This is a genomic window from Moorena sp. SIOASIH, from assembly GCF_010671925.1.
In the GTDB taxonomy this organism is placed as follows: domain Bacteria; phylum Cyanobacteriota; class Cyanobacteriia; order Cyanobacteriales; family Coleofasciculaceae; genus Moorena.
The window spans coordinates 1-20,116 of record NZ_JAAHIH010000014.1 but is presented as its reverse complement, the minus strand read 5'-3'; the positions used below and the strand labels follow the sequence as shown (position 1 = coordinate 20,116).

Here is a 20,116-nt window from a genome sequence, read left to right as displayed (position 1 = left end):
CTTAGCTTGATTCGCAAGAATCAAGAGGTGCGACCCGTGATGGCGAGCAATCCCTCGCCATCACGGAAAGGGCACCTACTAACTAGAAGCACTGGTATAAAAACGCAGGGCAAACTGCCAAAAGATCCCAGAAAACAACAGCAATCCTAGGGCTAGAATACCGGAACCTACTACCCAAAAGGTATCACTCCGATTCAACATTACTTCTGCTGGTACTGTAGTCAGGAACGCTACTGGCACTACAAAGGTAAAGAAGAACCGATAGCTAGCCGGATAAGCTACCATGGGATATCGACCAGCTTCTAGCATACTGCGCAGAACAGCGGTGACATTGTAGATTTTGACAAACCAAATGCTTGTTGCTCCTAGCATAAACCAGATGCTATAGAGGCTAGTCAACCCAAAACATAGTGGCACTACACTTAACAGATAGTTGCTGATATCTAAGTCTAGGCGTGTACCAGCGTAGCCTATTACTATAATTGAAAAGATTAAGTCTGGTAACCCCCAAGGGCTGACACTTCGCCAAGACAGCCAGAACTGAGAACTAATGGGCTTGAGTAGGATAAAATCGAGGGTTCCTTGCTCGACGTGATCCACAATCCGGTTGAGATTGGGAATCAGGAATGTGCCAGAAAATCCCTGCAGTAACGTGAATATGCCTAGTATGACCAGCGCTTCTTCCCAATTCCAGCCAGAAAAGGTGTAGCCAGTGCGGTAAAACAAGAATAGACCAAATAGGCTACCAGCCAGGTTTCCTACGCTGCTCAAGGTAGCGATCGCGAAGTTGAGCCGATATTCCAGTTCAGCAGTGAGGGCCGTACTCCAGAACAACTGGAGTACACTCATATATCGTTTCATTTGATTGGGCTGTCGATGAAACTTGGGCTACCCCCAATAGTATCCCATGGGGCTAATGTAGCAACGTAAGCATTCAGCTAATAGCTATCAGCTATCAGCTAATGCGCTACAGATGGTGCTACTTGAGGTGCTATTAGCTTTGGGCCAAGACTCACGCTAAGGGAATGGCTCAGGGCTGACGGCTGACCGCTGAGTGCTGAATGCTTAGGTACCAACTATGCCATATAATTGGATTTTATTATAAGGTTCTGATAAAATGTAAATTTTAACAGTTAAGTTCAACAGGATAATAATGAATAAAATCTTGGTAATTGAGGACGAGATTTTTATTCGAGAAAATCTGATCGAACTCCTTGAAATTGAAGGGTTTGACGCTTTGGGTGCTGAAAATGGTGTTGAAGGTGTACAGTTGGTTCAACAAGAACCACCAGATTTAATTCTGTGCGATGTAATGATGCCTGAACTAGATGGATATGGGGTCTTGGAGGTACTACGCCAAGATCCAGCCACAGCCAAAATTCCGTTTATGTTTCTTACGGCTAGTGCAGATCGCAGCAATATTCAGAAGATCAGAGAACTAGGCATTCATGACTATATTCTCAAGCCATTTAATGTGGATAAATTCCTGGATGTGATCTCAAATCGTCTAGCGGAACAGAAGAAAGCCTAGTGGTGATCACGGTAATTAACAACCAAGAGTTGACCACAGACCATTGACGGATGAGTTCTAAGCCATTAATCCAAGATCCAGAACCCTTGGAAAGTCGATTGAAAGAAATTCCCCTGGAACCAGGGGTTTATTTAATGCGTGACCATAGCGCTAGTATTCTTTACATCGGCAAATCCCGAAAATTGCGTACGCGAGTCCGTTCCTATTTCCGTGACTCCCAACCCCTGAGTCCTCGCATTGCGATGATGGTGGGACAGGTTACTGATATTGAATTCATCGTAACCGATACCGAAGCGGAAGCCCTAGCGTTGGAAGCCAATCTGATTAAGCAGCACCAACCTTACTACAACGTACTGCTCAAGGATGATAAGAAGTATCCCTATGTTGCCATCACTTGGTCAGAGGATTATCCCCGTATCTTCATTACCCGTAAGCGGCGCATGGGGAATAAACAGGATAAATACTATGGTCCCTACGTCGATGTCAAGCTATTGCGCAATACTTTAGCTCTGGTCAAACAGATTTTCCCCATACGGCAACGCCCTCGACCTCTGTTTAAAGACCGTCCTTGCCTTAACTATGATTTAGGTCGTTGTCCTGGTGTGTGTCAAAAACTAATTACACCGGAAGAGTACCGTCAAACCATCCAGAAAATCGCTATGGTTTTTCAAGGGCGTACTGGGGAACTAATTGAGATGCTGACGGCCAATATGGAACAAGCAGCAGAATCCCTTAACTTTGAGCTAGCAGCGCGGATTAGGGATCAGATTACTGGACTTAATTCCCTGAGTACAGACCAAAAAGTAGCCTTACCTGACGATACTGTATCACGAGATGCGATCGCACTAGCGGCTGATGCCAAACATGCTTGCATCCAACTATTTCAGATCCGTGCTGGTCACTTAGTCGGGCGCTTGGGATTTTTTGCCGATGTAGCTCCTCAAGGGAATGGGGGGATAGAACTTGGAGCAATTTTACAACGGGCTTTAGAAGAGCATTACCAAACTGCTGATGCGGTGGAAATCCCCACAGAAATTTTGGTGCAACACCCGTTACCCGATGGGGAGATGTTGGCTGACTATTTGAGCCGGAGCAAAGGTCGAAATGTGACTATACTCACTCCCCAACGGCAAACCAAAGCTGAACTGATTGAAATGGTCAAGCGCAATGCTAACTATGAACTGGAACGCACCCAGCGATTGGTTGACCGCAACACCAAAGCCATGGAGGATTTAGCTAACATTCTTGACTTACCGGATTTACCACGGCGCATAGAAGGGTATGACATTTCCCACATCCAGGGGAGCAATGCAGTGGCTTCTCAGGTAGTGTTTCTAGATGGCACACCAGCCAAGCAGCACTACCGTCACTACAAGATCAAAAATCCTAATATCACTGTCGGTCACTCCGATGATTTTGCTAGCCTTGCTGAGGTGATTCGCCGTCGCTTCAAAAAAAGTCAACTCGAACCAGAACTAGCAGATAATCAAAACTCAACAAGCAACACTAAACACTCAACACTAAACAACCCAAACTCAACAACCCAAACTCAACAACCCAAACTCAACAATCAACAATCAATACTCAGAAAAGATTGGCCTGATTTAGTAATGATTGATGGCGGAAAAGGACAGCTCTCAGCAGTTTTAGCAGTATTGCAAGAGCTAAATTTACAAGAAGAAGTGCCTGTGGTAAGCTTAGCTAAACAGTACGAAGAACTATTTTTACCAGGGGAACCATTACCCCTACTAACTCATCCCGAGCAACCAGGATTACAACTTTTGCGCAGGGTCAGAGATGAGGCTCATCGCTTTGCGGTGAATTTTCATCGGAAACAAAGAAGTAGTCAGTTAAATCGTTCCCGTTTAGATGAGATTCCTGGATTGGGATTTCAGCGGCAAAAACAGCTATTGGCTCACTTTAACTCCATTGATTATATTCGCAACGCATCGGTTAAACAGCTTGCTGAAGTCCCAGGTATTGGTTTGCGTTTATCTAAGGAAATTTATCACTACTTCCACCCATGACTAGACCTTTTTAGAAAGTATATCTTATAACTACTACTAGACTTTGAGCGGTCAGCAAACAGAGGAAAATGCCACACAAAAACTGAGGCAACAACAGGTGCGACCCGTGGCGAATTTAATAATTAGATGCGGAAAGCGCACCTATGAAACAAAAACTGAGACAATCTAGTCTGATCTGCCAATTAGTCTGAAGATATAGACGTTGTGGTATCAATCTCTAAGTAGGTTTACTCTCTAATTACTTTGACTGAAGGTAATTGGAGGTAAGCTACTTTTAGGTTTTGCTTTCCCGTAGCGGCTCCTTAGGAGCATCGCTTTCTGTGCCCTTTGGCGATGCTTTGCCGATGTCGATGTTGGGGAGGGCTGAATCGGTGACTAAATTATGTGATTATCTATTATACATCTTATTTGATTAAGAAAAAACATGGATAGACAGTTTCAGCTCAGGTCCTAATACTTTTTTAGTTAATAATTTTTAAGTTATATTAAGAAAGAACCTTTTAAAATCATCTTTCTTTAACAAAATTACCCAGCACTACCAGTAACAGGGGAATAACCATGACCCGAAACACTTTAGATGAACAGAGATCTCAGCTGAATGGCTCTGGCACTATCACTCAGCCAGATCACCAACAGAAATCTCAGCTGAATGGCTCTGGCACTATCACTCAGCCAGATCAACAACCATTACACCAAGCTAATCACCAACAGGAGGATTCAGCCTCATCATTACACAGCTCCGGGACTAGTGAATCCCAAAGCCCCTTGTCATCAGGAGCAGGTACTTTAGTGATGGCCATGGGTATAGGCATTATGCTGACCTTCCTAGGAATGCGATTGATCGGGACAGCTCCAAAGGTTCAAAAAACCGATTCCCCTGTTGAAACTGTTCAAACCCCTGCGGCTGTCCCCTCTGCTGAAACCCCTGCGGCTGTCCCCTCTGCTGTACCTGCTCAAACTGTTACGGTGGCAGACGTAAAAACCACCACAGTTAACCGTACCCTAGAAGCTATTGGTAGTGTTGCTGCTTTTGAGGAGATTAGGGTCAAGTCCCAAGCAACGGGTTTACAGATTAAACAGGTACTGGTTAGAGAAGGGGAATTTGTCAAGGCAGGACAAGTAATGGTACGCCTAGATAATGCTGTGCTTCAGGCACAGTTAGCTCAAGCTCAGGCAGCAGTTGCCCAAGCTGAAGCCCGTTTAGCAGAACTGAAGGCGGGGACACGCTCAGAAGAAAAGGCCCAAGCTAGAGCTCGTCTAGACCAAGCCAAAGCTCGTCTACGACAGGCTCAAGCTAGTATTCCTAGACAAATTGACCAAGCCAAAGCTCAAGTGGCATCTGCTGAAGCACAGTTGAGTCTAGCTAAACGTCGCTACGAGAGCCAGAAAAAACTGATTGCCGAGGGAGCCATCTCCCAAGACCGCTATAATGAGGTGGAAAGTCAATATTTCAGTGCTCAAGCGAATTTATCTGAAGCCCAACAACGCCTTGAGCAAACACGAAACACCAACTCCCCAGAAATTGCCCAGTTAGAAGCAGCTGTCGTAGAAGCGCAACAGCAGCTCCAGCAAAGATTAGCTGGTTCCCGTCCAGAAGTAATTGCTCAAGCCCAAGCTCAACTGGCTAGAGAGAACGCACAAGTCCAGTTAGTGATGGCGCAACTAAAGGATACCCAAGTGGTGGCACCAGTCAGTGGCAAAGTAGCTACCAGAAATGCCCGTGTCGGTGATATTACTTCTTCCTCAGAAACACTCTTTACCATTATCGAAAAGGGGCGTTTGGAATTGTTATTAAGGGTACCGGAAACCCAACTGTCCCAAATTCGGATTGGGCAACCAGTAGAAATATCCTCTAGAGGAGATAGCAGCCTAAAGCTTTCTGGAACAGTACGAGAAATCGACCCGATAGTTGATCAGCAGTCTCGTCAAGCTCTGGTGAAAGTAGATTTACCCAATTCCGGTAGCTTGCTACCAGGGATGTTTTTACGAGGCTCCATCACCATCTCATCAACTACTGGTTTAACCATACCATCCAAAGCAGTATTGCCCCAACCCGACACTAGCACCATCGTTTACCGACTCGAAGCAAATAACACTGTTAAAGCACAGCCAGTGGTCATGGGAGAACTGCTCCTTAGTGGGCAAGTGGAAATCAATAGTGGTTTATCCCCAAGCGATCGCATTGTACTCAAAGGTGCTGCTTTCCTCAAAGACGGCGATCGCGTCGAAGTTTTAGAAACTCAATAAAAGCCTTGAAAGTTAACAAGTTACAGGTTCATTAAGGGTTGAAAGGAACACAGGTTACAGGTTCGATGTTGATTAACCGTTGAAAGTGACACGGTTACTAGTTGCATGTTGGGCCAATAACCTTGGCCTATTGGCCACGCAATCGCGTTCAACCGATTAACCTTCAACCTTCAACCGATTAACCTTCAACCTTCAACCGATTAACCTTCAACCTTCAACCTTCAACCTTCAACCTTCAACCAATTAACCTTCAACCTTCAACCAATTAACCTTCAACCTTCAACCGATTAACCTTCAACTCTTTATCAGATGTCCTTTCACGTCTCCTCTTGGTCAATTAAAAATCCGGTTGCTACTCTGGTCATGTTTCTGGTTTTAGGAATAGTCGGTCTATTCTCCTTTAAGCAGTTGGGAATTGATCAGCTTCCTAATATTGATCTTCCAGCGGTGATGGTTACTGTTACCCAGCCAGGGGCAGGACCGGCAGAACTGGAATTCCAGGTAACCAAAAAAGTTGAAGATGCTGTTGCTAGCCTTGGAGACATTGACCAAATCCGCTCCACCGTTACTGATGGCAGATCCAGCACCGTTATCAATTTTGTCCTGGGAACTGATAGCAATCAGGCAACTAATGATGTACGCAATGCGGTAGCTCAAATTCGTCAAAGTTTGCCCCTAGATATCAACGAACCTATCGTCAGACGGTTAGAATTTGCCGGAGGTTCAGTGATGACCTATGCGGTAGCTTCTGACAAACGCTCGGTGGAGGAATTGAGTGACCTAGTTGACCGGAAAATTAGCCGTGATCTGGTTAATGTACCGGGAGTTGCCCAAATTGATCGACTCGGAGGAGTTGACCGGGAAATTCGAGTTGACCTTGACCCAGCTAGATTACAAGCCTTTGGTATCACTGCTACCCAAGTTAATGACCAAATTCGGACTTTTAATGTCAACTTACCCGGTGGTCGCGGTAACATCGGCGGCGCTGAACAGAATGTCCGGACTCTGGGAAGTGCTAAGACAGTCGAAGAGTTGAAAAACTACCGTATTGTCCTCCCAGATGGCGCAAATGTTACCCTTTCCAGTTTGGGAGAGGTTACAGACGGCTTTGGTGATCTTAGGAAAGCCGCCTATCTCAATGGGGAGTCAGTGGTGGCCTTTTCTGTGCTGCGCAGCACTGGTAGCAGTTTAGTCTCGGTGGAAGAAGGGGTTCGCAAGGCTGTTGAACAACTAAAAACTACCCTGCCAGACGACATCGAAGTGCGCTTGATCTTCACCCGTGCTGATTCCATCCGTGAGTCTTACCAAGCAACCATTGATTCCCTAATTATCGGTTCAATACTGACTGTAGTCACCGTGGGGATATTTCTGAAAAATTGGCGGGTAACTCTAATTACAGCAGTAGCGCTACCTTTATCAATTATTCCCACCTTTTTGGTGATGAAAGCCCTAAACTATACCCTCAACGGTATGACCCTACTGGGTTTAGGCCTAGCGGTGGGAAACTTGGTCGATGATGCCATTTGCATGATTGAAAATATCGACCAGCACTTGGATATGGGTAAGAAACCCATTAGAGCAGCTTGGGATGGAGCGCGGGAAATTGGTTTAGCTGTAGTAGCTACCACCGCCACTATTGTCGCGGTATTTATTCCTGTAGCCTTCATGAAGGGTATCCCTGGTCAATTCTTCCAACCCTTTGGAGTAACCGTTGCTGTATCTACTATGTTTTCCACCCTGGTAGCTACAACAATGACACCGATGCTGAGTGCTTATTTGCTCAAGCCAAAATCAAAAGCATTGAAGGTTGACCCGTTGAAGGTTGACAAGTTGAAGGTTGACAAGTTGAAGGTTGACAAGTTGAAGGTTGACCCGTTGAAGGTTGACCCGTTGAAGGTTGACCCGTTGAAGGTTGACAAGTTGAAGGTTGACAAGTTGAAGGTTGACCCGTTGAAGGTTGACAAGTTGAAGGTTGACAAGTTGAAGGTTGACAAGTTGAAGGTTGACAAGTTGAAGGTTGACCCGTTGAAGGTTGACAAGTTGAAGGTTGAAAGTTGGCCCAATAACCATCAACCCAATAACCTTCAACCCAATAACCTTCAACCTACAACCGAACAACCTACAACCGAACAACCTGCAACCGAACAACCTGCAACCCATCAGAGGCGACGAATACAACCTTATCGAAGTATATTAACCTGGGCGTTGAAGCACCGGATTACCACGATGTTGATAGCTGTAGCTTTTTTCATCGGTAGCTTGCAGCTTGTACAGTTTATTCCCAAGGGTGTGTTTAGTAGTCGGGATACTGGAGTCAGTATAGTATCAATTGATCTACCACCGGGGTCTGAACTGAATGAAACCAAAGACGTCATTGCACAAACCAATCAGTTGTTGCAGTCAAACCCAGTTGTAGAAAATGTTCTGGCCAGTGCTGGGAATGATGGTGTAAATTCTGCTATTGTATACGTCAAACTATTACCCAAAGACCAACGGGAAATCTCTCGAAAAGAATTTGAGCAGCAGATGCGTGAGGCTTTACAGAAAATACCTGGCGCGAGGGTTAGTTTCCGTAATCAAGGGGCTGGAGGCTCTAACAAGAATTTATCAATTGTCCTCAAGAGTGAGAATGGTGAACTGCTTTCTCAAACCGCCCAAGCCCTAGAAAAACAGATGCGTCAAATTCCTGGTTTAGTGGAAGTTACCTCTAGTGAAAGTCTAGTTAAACCAGAAATTGTGATTGTACCTAACCCTGCCCGTGCTGCAGATTTAGGAGTATCTGTTCAAGCGATCGCACGCACGGCCTCTTTAGCGTTAATTGGAGATCTTGAGTCAAATCTGGCTAAATTTGACCTACCTGACCGACAAATTCCGATTCGTGTCCAACTCAACCCAGAATCGAGGGATGACATCGAAACCCTCAAAAATCTGCGGGTTCCCAGTCGAAATGGAACCTTAGTCCCCATCACTGCTGTAGCCGATATCCGTTTAGGGAGTGGACCTGCCCAGATTGACCGCTTTAATCGTGCTCGTCAGGTGTCTTTGGGAGCCAACTTGGAAGGGATTTCCCTAGGAGATGCGATCGCAAAAGTCAAATCCCTACCTGCTATGAATCCGCTACCCCCTGGAGTTTCTGAGGAACCCGCCGGGGATGCCAAGATTATGCGAGACATTTTCAGTGGATTCTTGAGTGCTTTAGGGCTAGCAGTGTTGTGCATTTATGCCATTCTGGTCTTGTTGTATAACAGTTTTCTCTATCCCTTTGGAATTTTGGTGGCTTTACCCCTATCCATCGGTGGTGCCTTAATGGGACTGTTGATTGGCCAGAAGGAATTGGCACTGTATGCCCTAATCGGAATAGTTTTAATGATGGGATTGGTGACCAAAAATGCCATTCTTTTGGTAGATTTTGTCTTAGCCAATCAGAAAGAAGGGACATCCCAGTTTAAAGCCATTATTCAAGCTGGAGTGAGTCGCTTGCGACCGATTTTGATGACTTCCGTCTCTACCATTGCTGGCATGATTCCCATTGCCTTGGAATGGGGAGCCGATGGTGAAGTTCGTAGTCCGATGGCTCTTGCCGTGATTGGAGGATTTACCACTTCTACTCTGCTCACCTTGGTGGTGGTGCCGGTATTATTTACCTATGTCGATAACTTAGTTCGTTGGGCAAGAAAGACCCTCTTTGGAAGTAACAGTCAAGATTACCAAAACGACGTAGTAGAGGTTGAGGTAGAGCCAAAACTTAGTTGAAAGTTTACGGCACAACACGCTACTATAAGTATGTTGTCAACGTTAGTCAGGTAAGCAAGTATCTTAAACCTTAATAAGCCTCTGAGCACCGAGAGCTTTTAAAAAAGCTCTCCAGTAAAAAGCTAACTGACACAACCACATCAGGTAGAAACTATCGATGCTATGCAACGAGCCTTTAAAACAAGGTTAAAGCTAAATAACCATCAGCAGTCAATTATGGCTCAACACGCAGGTTATGCTCGTTGGGTTTGGAATTGGGCGTTAAGGATGTGGGACGAAGCCTATAAGGAAGGCTTGAAGCCATCTGCTCACAAATTAAAAAAGTTCTACACCAATCATGTTAAACCTAATTATCTGTGGCAAAAGACTCTTAGTTCCAGGGTTTATCAGTTTGTGTTTCTGCATTTGGGTGAAGCATTTACCCGCTTCTTTAGTGGGTTAGCTGACAAGCCCAGATTCAAAAAGAAAGGCAAAAATGATAGCTTCACCCTGGATAACTGCGGTAAAGTCATGGAATTTTCTGGCACACGGTTGAAACTGCCATTTATCGGTTGGGTTAGTACCTATGAACCACTGCCCCAAGTCCAGACCAAACGATTGACCATCAGCCGAGTGGCTGATCAGTGGTTTATTTCTGTAGCTTACGAGTTTGAGGCTGAACCAACAAAAAAACTTAAGGCTGCCATTGGTGTAGACCTAGGTGTTAAGGAACTCGCAACCATCTCTGATGGTTCTGTGTTCCCAAATCCCAGGCCATACAAACGGGCACAGCGTAAACTGGCTCGACTCCAGCGGCAATTAGCCAGAAAGCAGTTTGGCTCAAACAACCGACAGAAGGCAAAACTGAAGTTAGCCAAGGCATACCAGCGAGTCAGGAACATTCGCCAGGATACCATTCACAAGTTAACCTCATGGCTGACCAAGAATCACGGTGCTGTGGTCCTAGAAGACTTGAATGTATCTGGAATGCTCAAGAATCAGAAGCTCGCTGGTGCAATTGCTGATTCCGCTTTTTCCGAAATTCGCCGACAAGTTGAGTACAAGTCTAAATGGTATGGTTCTCAAGTTATTTATGCCAACAGATTCTATCCCTCTACAAAGACTTGCTCAGACTGTGGACATGAACAGGGAATGCCTTTGAACGTTCGGGTATTTAACTGTGAAGCTTGCGGCATGGTTAAAGATCGTGATCTTAATGCTGCCATAAATTTAGAACGTCTTGCCGTAGGTTCTACGGTGGAATGCCTGACTGACAGGGTGCTGCCGACAGTCCTGGATGATGCAGGAAGTAAACTACAAAACGTCACTAAGTGACGTTTTGTATAAGTTTTATGGAACAGCCTGAGCACTATTTGAGCAATGGTACTTCTATTGCTGCCAGTAATGGTAAGTTCTAGTATCTAGACTAAGTTATAGGTAAGCTATCAGCTATCAGCTATCAGCCGTCAGCTATCAGCCCTTGGCTGATAGCTGACGGCTGATAGCTTATTTTTAGGGTGAATAACAATTAACTTTTTATAGTTAATTGTTGATATTTAATTTAGCTAATGCAGATTTCAATTACCTATTGATTGTCTTAACCAAAACCCATCAATCCCTGCCCTGATCAGTTACCCATCTGTTAGATCCGTTACCTGATTACGAGTTTGGTTGGTTTATTGATAGAGTGGATAGTATTCGCAGCAGTCTGATGATGGTAAGATTTGAGCAAGGGGGGTGTTTGATGAACGGCGAAGACGCCAAGGACGCCAAGAAAGCAAGTAAACAAGGGAGGCGGATTTTTTGAAGCAATTAATCTGACAATTAATCTGACAATTCAGTAATTTAAAAAATTAGCAACTGAATAATTATGATGTGTGAATACCTTGGTTTATAACTAGAAAATTATGCAGTTAGCTTCCCTAAGATAAAGAAATTAAATAGCGATTAAGTGTAAGCATTCAGCCGTCAGCTGTCAGCCGTCGTCAGCTTAAAATAAACCTCGCACGCTACTTGAGGTGCTTTCTGTAACTCAGCATTATTCGAATGCTGACCTGTTTTATTCTTAACGGTTTCCTCCTTAACCCTGCCGATAGCGCATATGCTGATAGCTGATAGCTGATAACTGATAGCTGATAGCTGATAAGTTAGGTAAGCGATGTAGCGATTAACTAAGTTATGATTAGTTTAGGTGATTGGTGTAGGTAATTGGTGTAGTGGGAGCATTTAATCGTGAAAGCTGTTGGGTGGCATAGTAACTGGTTTTGGCAGATTTTTTCTCTGGTTGGAGAAATTTATTTAAGTATAGCCATACTGTATCCCGTCCATGTTGCTAAGGCTGATTCTATTATACCAGCCGCAGATGGAACGGGAACTAGTATTACAATTGATGGCAATGATTTGACGGTTGACGGGGGTACAGTTTCCGGAGATAGCGCCAATTTATTTCATAGTTTTGAAAAATTTGGTCTGACGGCAGAACAGACAGTTACCTTTCTGTCTAATCCCCAAATTCGTAATATTTTGGGTCGGGTGATTGGGGGTGAACCGTCAATTGTTGACGGGTTAATTCGGGTAGTTGGAGGTAACTCAAACTTATTTTTGATGAATCCAGCGGGATGGATATTTGGGGGTAATGCTCGGTTGAATATCCCAGGTGATTTAACCGTAACAACAGCGAATCGGATTGGGTTTGGTGAAGACAATTGGTTCACTAGCTTTGGGTCAAATGACTATCAAACTTTAATCGGTAATCCCAAGACTTTGGCCTTTGACTCGAATCAACCAGGGAGTATTATTAATGCTGGTAAGCTGGAAGTACTAGAGGGGAATAATTTAACCGTAATCGGCGGTAGTGTGATCAGTACAGGAAACGCAAGTGCTGCCAACGGAACGGTTACTCTGGCTGCTGTAGATGGTGCTAATTTAGTTAGGATTAGCCAACCAGGACACCTATTAAATATAGAAATTGAATTACCAACGGATGCTGATGGGGAACAGCTACCGTTTACACCTCAGGATTTACCAACCTTGTTGACCGGGTCAGTTGAAGAGTTACAGACACCGATTGTGGTGAAGCCAGATGGTAAAGTACAGCTCGCGGATTCTGGTTTACCGATTGAGATGGGTGATGTGGTGGCTCGGGAGGTAAACGCTGAGACTGCTACGCTCTCAGCTGCTAATAATTTGACCTTAGTCGAAAGCCAGCTCTCTACCACTGGGGATTTGAATCTGTTGGCTGGCAATACAGTGCGATCGCATGATAGTCTAGCGCGCCCCTTTATTGCTGAAGCCCTAGGCAATTTATCAATCCAGGGCAATCAAGCCATAGAGATTTCCACCTTCAATCATCAGGCTAGTGGTTTCTTCTCTGGTGGAAACATGCTACTGCGTTCCGCTAATCCAGTACAAGGCAGTAGTCGCTATCAAACAGGCGCTAGTTTTCGGATCGAACAATTAGATGGTAGTCCAGGAAATTGGATTAGTCCTGATGATTCCATCATTCTGGCAAATGGTGATGTCAGTCTAGGCAACTACCAAGGAGCTTCCCTACATATTTTGGCAGGGGGTAGTGTTACCTTAGGCGAGATTGCGATTAATCCTAGTGATGACCCTAACCCTAAAATTAGTCCCACCAACTCCGATCCCTTTCGCGGCTTACTCGCTAATGTCACTGTCTCTGACCAAAGCAATTTGGTGATTGATAGTGCTAATCAGCCCACCTTAGATATTAGAGCTGGTATTGATTGGACACAACTAGGAGGAATTCCAGGAAACACCTCAGGTAATCTTGTTGCTGATTTTAGTAATAATGTCACCAGTGCCGATATCAAAGTTAGCGATATTACCGTAGCTCGGGATGGATTGGTCTTGTTAACCAATCAGTATCTGCCTAATACTGCATTAACCACTGGTGCAATTCAAGTAGACACTATTAAGACCGGTGGTCTAAGTAATAGTAATACTAATCCTAATTCCCCACAAATCCTGATTGACTCTCGCAGCACTATCGAAGTCACTCAGAATAATCGCTTGGATACTTCTGGTAATAATACTGGTAGGGGAGGGGATATTACCCTAAATGCTGATGGCAATAGTCAATTATCCACAACTCAACCTACTATTCAAATTCCTAGTATCGATTCCTTTGGTCCGCAAGGTGCCGGTGATGTCACCGTAACTACCAGAGGTGGTGATATCGAAATCAATAGTGGGGGTAGCGGTATCAATGCTGGATCGGAATCGGGAAATGGAGGAGCGATCGCAATCACAGCTACCAACGGTAACATTACTATCAAAAATCCCATCAATAGCCCCAGCACTCTAGTCATTGATACCGATGGTCAAGTCAGTCTCGGCAATCCGGACCAACCCTTACAAGTCAGTAACATTAAAGATGTTTTGATTACCGCTGGCGGGATTGACTTGATTTCCCAGCTGATTACTGAGACAATCACTATCCAACCAAAAGAGCTTAATACTACCGTGGGGATAGGGAAAGACCCTGGTGCCACCTTCCAAATCACCACAGCCGATTTGATCAATAACCTCGATCTAGGCTCCTCTGGTACCTTAACCATTGGAAATCCTGAATTGACCGGTGATGTAAGAATCCGCAACTTTGACCTGAGTCAAGAAAACCTCAATGTTATCGTTAGAGGCCGGGATATTCACTTTGTTAGCAGTGACAGCAATCCTGTTGTCCAACTCGCTAATAATCAGACAGCTCAATTTATCTCTGCTGGTACCATCTTTGATAGTTCAGGCACTGAAGTAAAAATTGATGGTGAACAAGGGGCAGTCTTATTCGATGCTGAAAATGGATTTAGCTACGCCGATGCTAATGGTATAGATGTTCAAGCTCAGAATATTGCTGCTATTACCCGCAACAGTGGCGATATTATCCTTAACCTCCAACATCCCAATGCTGTGATTACTACCGTGGCTGGTGTGAATGGGATTAGCGCTGCTAATAATGGCAACATTAGTCTGGGACAGGATATACCTGGTACTATCACTATTGATCAACTCATCCGTGCTCAGGGTTCAGGGACTATCTCCATTGGGGAATCCAACACTACTCAAATCAATCTCAACAGCACCGTCACATCTGGCAGTGGTAACATTAGCTTCCTCAAACCCCTGAATCTTGATAACACTAGCGCTAACATCACTAGCACTACCGCTAACATCACTTTTGATGGCACTGTTGACGGTAATCAAGACCTGAGTGTTAATGCTGGCACTGGCACCATTCAGTTTAATCATGCCGTGGGAAGCACTATTCCCCTAGGAGATATTACCCTAACTGCTGATGACATTAACTTTAACGAGATAGTGCGAGGGAATGCCACCATTACGTTACAACCGTTCACCTCTGATCAAGCGATCGCAATTGGTGGCAATCACAGGAACCGAACTAGTACTATAGCTCTAACTTCCCAAGAAATCAATCTCCTGCAAGATGGCTTTACTGCTATCACTATCGGTAATCCTAACAGTAGCGCTAATATTACCATTGCTGAGACTGGGGTCACCTTCCAAGACCCAGTCACCATTCAAGCCCCAGCCGGGTCAGGTGCCATCATCGGCAATGGCACAATTCAAGGCATAGACGATGCTTCGATTACTCTAGAAGCCAATCAAAGCATTGTAGTTGGGAACATTATCACCAATGGCTCCGATATCAACCTTACCGCTAGGAATGGAGAGGTATTCACAGACAACCTCAACACCTCTGGTATCAGTGGTGGTAATCTTCTTATCGATGCCTCCACTACCATCAAGACTGGTGTAATTAATACTAGCGCTAGTCTTGGGGATGCCGGAAATGTGATTATCGACCCGATTGGAGATGTGGAAGTTAGTGCGATTAATGCTCAAGGGGGAGAAAACGGTAGTGGTGGTAATGTCGATATTACCGCTGGTCGATTTTTCCGAGCTACCGATACCTTTAGCGATCGCAATCAGCTCACAGCTAGTATTTCCACTAGCGGCGGAGTGGCAGGAGGGTCGATCATCATCCGACATAATGGCGGAGCTCGTTCCATACCCTTTACCGTAGGGGATGCCACCCTCAATGGTACCGCTGCAGCCATTACCACTGGCATCGACAATTCAATTTTGCCAACGCAACGGTTTCTTGAGTCCTATACTCAGGGTAGTTTTCCCACTCAGATTCAACTGATTACTGAGCGAATTACTCAGTCATCTCCTAATACTAGTAATACTGAAGTAACCAATCCTGAGCCAGAGTTACCTGAGTTACCACAGGAAATCCTCCCAACAGTGATGATAGAAGAAACTGAAGCATTGTCCAAAGAAATGCTAATCTATCAACTAGAGGATTATTTTACCAGTCAAGTCACCGGTCAAGTTACCAGTCAAGCCAACGGTCAAGTCGAGTCATCTGTTCCTGAGATTAAAACAGCAAAAGACATTCAAACAGAACTCAAGGAAATTGAACAAGTTACCGATGCTAGACCGGCACTGATCTATGTCTTTTTTCGGAATTCTGGAAATTTACCAGGACGAGACGTTGTCTTGAAAACCGAATTCCTCAACATCAATCCCAATGTAATTGTAGAGCCAAAGCCTAATGCTCCGTTAGAACTAGTATTGGTAACTAGCCAAGGCAAAATGATCTACAAACGGATTGCTAATACCAGCCGGGAGCAAGTGTTAGCCTTGGCTCAATCATTCCGGGATAGTGTAGCATCTCCGAGAGCAGGGGTGTTTCGACCACAAGACTTAGCTAAATCCCAACAACTCTATCAATTACTGATTAAACCCCTCCAGAAGACATTAGATCAACAAAACATCAATAACTTGGTGTTTGTGATGGATAAAAACTTGCAGTCTCTCCCCTTAGCAGCCCTCCATGATGGCGAAAGCTTTATTGTGGAAAAATACAGTGTTGGTTTAGTCCCTAGTTTGAGCTTGACCGATACCCACTATACCGATGTCAGAAATGCGCCAGTGCTCGCCATGGGCACGGAAAAATTTGACCACCATCGAGACCTACCCTATGTTCCCAAATTAATCGAGCATTTAGTCAATACTTGGTCAGCTAAAGCCCTAGAAAACGAAAACTTCACTATCGCTAATCTCCAGCATGAAATTAACCAAAAATCCTTTAATATCCTTCATTTAGGAACCCATGGTAAATTTCGGTCTAATGCCAATGATTCCTACATTCAGTTCGGGGAAAAACGATTAGGATTAGGAAAAATGAAAACCTTGGGATTAGAGCAACCACCGGTAAACTTATTGGTCTTAAGTGCTTGTGATACAGCCCTTGGCAATCAACAGTATGAATTAGGATTTGCTGGATTTGCCTATCGAGCCAAAGTGCAATCGGTTTTAGCCAGTTTGTTAGCAGTGCCTCAAAATGGCACCTTTAAACTCCTGAAGTCATTTTATGACCATTTAAAACTAGTCCCTAGAAAAGCTGAAGCCTTAAGACTAGCCCAAGTAGAGATGCTTAAGGATAATAGTAATAAGAACTTATCCCATCCTTACTATTGGGCATGGTTTACTATTGTGGGGAATCCTTGGTAGTTTTAATAGGGAGTAGGGAGTAGGGAGTAGGGAGTAGGGAGTAGGGAGTAGGGAGTAGGGAGTAGGGAGTAGGGAGTAGGCAAGAGGCAAGAGGCAAGAGGCAAGAGGCAAGAGGGAAAAAATCCTGTGTACCTCATGGAGTGCGTAGGAGTGCGTAGGGTGCGTTAGGGGCGGACTTGCCATTATTTTTTGCTCAAGCGCCAGGGTATAGATAGTCCGCCCCGTAACGCACCACTGGGTCAAACAGCCAAGAGTATATAAACGCAGCGATCGCGTAGCGTGACCATTCGCGTAGCGTGGCCTTTTGGCCAAGGTCAATCGCATTTATCCTCCCTATCTCTCTATCTCCCTATCTCCCTATCTCCCCATCTCCCTATCTCCCCATCTCCCCACACTTCCCACACTCTTCCCTACTCCCTACTCCCTACTCCCTACTCCCTACTCCCTAGAGCTGACGTAGCAGTTAAGGCACCAACAGCTAATATACCTAATACAGTGGTTGGTTCAGGAACGGTAGCTGGGGCTCCGTCAAAAAACACTGTAATGTCAAAGGTCACATTTTGTTCAGCTTCTCGAAAAGCAAGAACTGCTTCACCAGGAGCAAGACTGCCTGAGGTTAGCAATAGCTTTTTCATATCTTTAGAGAAGATGAGTTCGCTGAAAATATCAGAAATACTGTCCTTACTCCAGGCTGCATCTTCCTCTGAAGGAATTGTGTAGAGGATACTGGTTAAGGTCTTGTCGATGTTATTTTCAATTACCACTCTACGCCCTAGATCTGTGGTAATGGAATCCCCAGTTTCACAAAAAGGAAGACAAAGTTGGGCAGTAGGCTCTTCACCAACGGGAGGCTTAACAACTACATTTTTCACTAGTGTAACTGCCTGGGCTGCACTAGGCATTACCACAGTCATCAATGCTGCTGATGCTGTTGCCATAGCTAATTTTTGAGCCATCCCTTTGGTGACAGCTAATGATGATGATAATTCAGCCATCTCAATCCCTGATTAATTTACCTAGGTCATACTACCCAACAATCTGGACATTTTTTATAAATTTTTGATAAACTTATCATCAAGATTGTGAAGGGTTGTATTCAGGTTATAAGGTAAGCAGTTAGCCGTCAGCGGTCAGCGGTCAGCGGTCAGCGGTCAGCTTATTTTATTCAAAAGCACCATTAGTAGTGTGGCCAATGGCTGAAAGCTGATAGCTGAAAGCTGATAGCTGAAAGCTGATAGCTGAAAGCTGATAGCTGATATCTGATAGCTGAAAGCTGATAGCTGATAGCTCCCGATTCCCTACTCCCTACTCCCTACTCCCTACTCCCTACTCATGGATACAAACTCCGCTGAATTACAGGAAAAAATTCGTCAACAATTTGATTTTGGGCCTTATCCCAGAATTCCCATCGACCGCTCCCCAAAAAAGCAGCTAAGCTTACTTTATTTTCATAATTTAGTCACCCCTTATTATTTAAGGAATCACCAAGTCATTAATTCAGACCAGAAAGTTATCTTAGATGCTGGCTGTGGCACGGGATATAGCACATTAGTTTTAGCGGAAGCTAATCCCGGAGCCAAAATTATTGGGATTGATATCTCGGAGCAGTCTCTGGATTTAGCCCGTAAACGCTTAAGCCATTATGGGTTTGACGAGGCAGAATTTCATCAGCTCTCCCTTTATGATTTACCTAGTGCTGGTTGGGAATTTGATTATATTAATTGCGACGAGCTACTTTATTTATTTCCTGATCCAGCCGTTGCCATGAAAGCCATGAAAGCGGTTTTGAAGCCTCAGGGAATTATTCGCAGCAATCTACACAGTAAGCATCAACGTCACCTGTATTTTCGGGCACAAGAAGTCTTCCATCTGATGGGATTATTTGATGAAAATCCCGAGGATATGGAGATTGAAATTGCTTTAGATACCATGAAAGCCTTAAAAAATAATGTTGACCTAAAAGCTAAAACATGGGATACTAAATATGAGGGAGAAGACGGAAAAGAGAGAGTGTTAATGAACTATCTTTTCCAAGGGGATAAAGGCTACACCATTCCTGATTTATTCGCTGGCTTAAGAGACGCTAATCTAGAATTTATCAGTATGGTGAATTGGCGACAATGGGATTTAATGAGTCTGTTCAAAGAACCAGACAATTTGCCAGTGTTTCTAGCCATGAGCTTACCAGATATTTCTGTCGAAGACCGACTGCATTTGTTTGAGCTATTACATCCTGTTCATCGGCTCCTGGATTTCTGGTGTGGACACCCCGAGCAAGGCCAATCCTTTACCCCAATTTCCGAGTGGACAATCTCCGATTGGCAGAAGGCTAAAGTACATCTCCATCCTCAGCTGAATATACCAGACGTCAAACAAGACATGCTCAAAGCCATTACTGAATTACAGCCTTTTGAAATCAGTAGGTATCTGCCAGTGAGTGGAGTGCAATCTCTGATAGACAGTGCAGTTGCTTCTTGTTTATTACCCCTATTCGATTCCCCTCAGTCGATGCCATCTTTAGTAGAGCGATGGCAGACATTGCGCCCAGTGGATCCCGTAACCCTTGAGCCGATATCTGAGCAGAAGGCGTTTGATACGGTGAAAGAGGCATTGATGGGATTGGAGAATTATGGATATGTCTTGGTTGAAGGTTAGTCGGTTGAAGGTTGAAGGTTGGTAGGTTGAAGGTTGGTAGGTTGGTAGGTTGGCAGGTTGAAGGTTGGCAGGTTGAAGGTTGAAGGTTGGTAGGTTGAAGGTTGGCAGGTTGGTAGGTTGAAGGTTGGCAGGTTAGTAGGTTGGAGGTTGAAGGTTGTCAAGTTGCCTCTTGCCTATTGCCTCTTGCCTCTTGCCTCTTGCCTCTTGCCTCTTGCCTCTTGCCTCTTGCCTATTCCCTACTCCCGACTCCCTACTCCCTACTCCCTACTCCCTACTCCCTACTCCCGACTCCCTACTCCCTACTCCCTACTCCCTACTCCCTACTCCCTACTCCCGACTCCCTACTCCCTACTCCCTACTCCCT

The 20,116-nt window shown here is 44.7% G+C and carries 14 protein-coding genes and 1 pseudogene; 10 read left to right on the top strand and 5 right to left on the bottom strand.

The window, feature by feature from the left end:
- Positions 1–78: 78 nt before the first annotated feature.
- Positions 79–861 carry an ABC transporter permease gene (locus F6J90_RS43220; protein ID WP_293109088.1) on the bottom strand — a complete coding sequence of 261 codons (783 nt, stop codon included), beginning with the start codon at positions 859–861 and terminating at the stop codon, positions 79–81.
- Positions 862–1,153: 292 nt separating this feature from the next.
- Here F6J90_RS43220 and F6J90_RS43215 point away from each other — a divergent pair, with 292 nt between their 5' ends.
- The 4 genes and pseudogenes from F6J90_RS43215 to F6J90_RS43985 all read left to right on the top strand — a co-directional run.
- On the top strand, positions 1,154–1,531 hold the full coding sequence (locus F6J90_RS43215; RefSeq protein WP_293109086.1) for a response regulator: 378 nt from the start codon (positions 1,154–1,156) through the stop codon (positions 1,529–1,531).
- 50 nt (positions 1,532–1,581) lie between these two features.
- A complete protein-coding gene (gene uvrC / locus F6J90_RS43210; protein WP_293109083.1) occupies positions 1,582–3,558 on the top strand; it encodes an excinuclease ABC subunit UvrC in 1,977 nt (658 codons plus the stop codon).
- Between the two features lie 558 nt (positions 3,559–4,116).
- The gene (locus F6J90_RS43205) at positions 4,117–5,805 is read left to right on the top strand and encodes an efflux RND transporter periplasmic adaptor subunit (protein WP_293109081.1); all 1,689 of its coding nucleotides are present in this window, start codon (positions 4,117–4,119) and stop codon (positions 5,803–5,805) included.
- 309 nt (positions 5,806–6,114) lie between these two features.
- Positions 6,115–7,590 (top strand): annotated as a pseudogene (locus tag F6J90_RS43985) (efflux RND transporter permease subunit); the annotation flags it as partial.
- Between the two features lie 6 nt (positions 7,591–7,596).
- Here the strand turns inward: F6J90_RS43985 and F6J90_RS43980 are convergent.
- Positions 7,597–7,875: a pentapeptide repeat-containing protein gene (locus tag F6J90_RS43980; RefSeq protein ID WP_366514013.1), complete on the bottom strand. Its 279-nt coding sequence runs from the start codon at positions 7,873–7,875 to the stop codon at positions 7,597–7,599.
- Here F6J90_RS43980 and F6J90_RS43975 point away from each other — a divergent pair.
- The 3 genes from F6J90_RS43975 to F6J90_RS43190 all read left to right on the top strand — a co-directional run bounded on the left by F6J90_RS43975 (position 7,756) and on the right by F6J90_RS43190 (position 17,097).
- Positions 7,756–9,558 (top strand): efflux RND transporter permease subunit, encoded by a 1,803-nt coding sequence (locus F6J90_RS43975; RefSeq protein WP_366514012.1) that lies wholly within the window; start codon positions 7,756–7,758, stop codon positions 9,556–9,558. The genes F6J90_RS43980 and F6J90_RS43975 overlap by 120 nt on opposite strands.
- Positions 9,559–9,774: 216 nt before the next feature.
- On the top strand, positions 9,775–10,872 hold the full coding sequence (locus F6J90_RS43195) for an RNA-guided endonuclease TnpB family protein (RefSeq protein ID WP_293109076.1): 1,098 nt from the start codon (positions 9,775–9,777) through the stop codon (positions 10,870–10,872).
- 897 nt (positions 10,873–11,769) lie between these two features.
- Positions 11,770–17,097, top strand: a complete 5,328-nt coding sequence (locus F6J90_RS43190) for a CHAT domain-containing protein (protein ID WP_293109073.1) — start codon at positions 11,770–11,772, stop codon at positions 17,095–17,097.
- Here F6J90_RS43190 and F6J90_RS43185 read toward each other — a convergent pair.
- The gene (locus tag F6J90_RS43185) at positions 17,044–17,208 is read right to left on the bottom strand and encodes a hypothetical protein (RefSeq protein ID WP_293109071.1); all 165 of its coding nucleotides are present in this window, start codon (positions 17,206–17,208) and stop codon (positions 17,044–17,046) included. The genes F6J90_RS43190 and F6J90_RS43185 overlap by 54 nt on opposite strands.
- A gap of 193 nt (positions 17,209–17,401) precedes the next feature.
- On the opposite strand from F6J90_RS43185, the gene F6J90_RS43180 reads away from it, so the two are divergent.
- Positions 17,402–17,557: a hypothetical protein gene (locus F6J90_RS43180; RefSeq protein WP_293109068.1), complete on the top strand. Its 156-nt coding sequence runs from the start codon at positions 17,402–17,404 to the stop codon at positions 17,555–17,557.
- Here the strand turns inward: F6J90_RS43180 and F6J90_RS43175 are convergent.
- Complete coding sequence (locus F6J90_RS43175) at positions 17,529–18,092, bottom strand: PEP-CTERM sorting domain-containing protein (RefSeq protein ID WP_293109066.1); 564 nt, start codon at positions 18,090–18,092, stop codon at positions 17,529–17,531. The two genes, F6J90_RS43180 and F6J90_RS43175, sit on opposite strands and share 29 nt — an antisense overlap.
- A 337-nt stretch (positions 18,093–18,429) precedes the next feature.
- On the opposite strand from F6J90_RS43175, the gene F6J90_RS43170 reads away from it, so the two are divergent.
- Positions 18,430–19,752: a class I SAM-dependent methyltransferase gene (locus tag F6J90_RS43170; RefSeq protein ID WP_293109063.1), complete on the top strand. Its 1,323-nt coding sequence runs from the start codon at positions 18,430–18,432 to the stop codon at positions 19,750–19,752.
- On the opposite strand, the gene F6J90_RS43165 is transcribed toward F6J90_RS43170, so the two are convergent.
- Positions 19,749–19,913 carry a hypothetical protein gene (locus tag F6J90_RS43165; RefSeq protein ID WP_293109060.1) on the bottom strand — a complete coding sequence of 55 codons (165 nt, stop codon included), beginning with the start codon at positions 19,911–19,913 and terminating at the stop codon, positions 19,749–19,751. The genes F6J90_RS43170 and F6J90_RS43165 overlap by 4 nt on opposite strands.
- On the opposite strand from F6J90_RS43165, the gene F6J90_RS43160 reads away from it, so the two are divergent.
- A partial coding sequence (locus tag F6J90_RS43160) for a hypothetical protein (RefSeq protein WP_293109057.1) occupies positions 19,900–20,116 on the top strand: 217 nt, incomplete at its 3' end. The two genes, F6J90_RS43165 and F6J90_RS43160, sit on opposite strands and share 14 nt — an antisense overlap.

Excerpts from the sequence above, each read along its gene's own strand:
- F6J90_RS43170 (WP_293109063.1), top strand. The coding sequence starts at position 18,430 with ATGGATACAAACTCCGCTGAATTACAGGAAAAAATTCGTCAACAATTT.
- F6J90_RS43205 (WP_293109081.1), top strand. The coding sequence starts at position 4,117 with ATGACCCGAAACACTTTAGATGAACAGAGATCTCAGCTGAATGGCTCT.
- F6J90_RS43220 (WP_293109088.1), bottom strand. The coding sequence starts at position 861 with ATGAAACGATATATGAGTGTACTCCAGTTGTTCTGGAGTACGGCCCTC.
- uvrC (WP_293109083.1), top strand. The coding sequence starts at position 1,582 with ATGAGTTCTAAGCCATTAATCCAAGATCCAGAACCCTTGGAAAGTCGA.
- F6J90_RS43175 (WP_293109066.1), bottom strand. The coding sequence starts at position 18,092 with ATGGCTGAATTATCATCATCATTAGCTGTCACCAAAGGGATGGCTCAA.
- F6J90_RS43215 (WP_293109086.1), top strand. The coding sequence starts at position 1,154 with ATGAATAAAATCTTGGTAATTGAGGACGAGATTTTTATTCGAGAAAAT.
- F6J90_RS43980 (WP_366514013.1), bottom strand. The coding sequence starts at position 7,875 with ATGGTTATTGGGCCAACTTTCAACCTTCAACTTGTCAACCTTCAACGG.
- F6J90_RS43195 (WP_293109076.1), top strand. The coding sequence starts at position 9,775 with ATGGCTCAACACGCAGGTTATGCTCGTTGGGTTTGGAATTGGGCGTTA.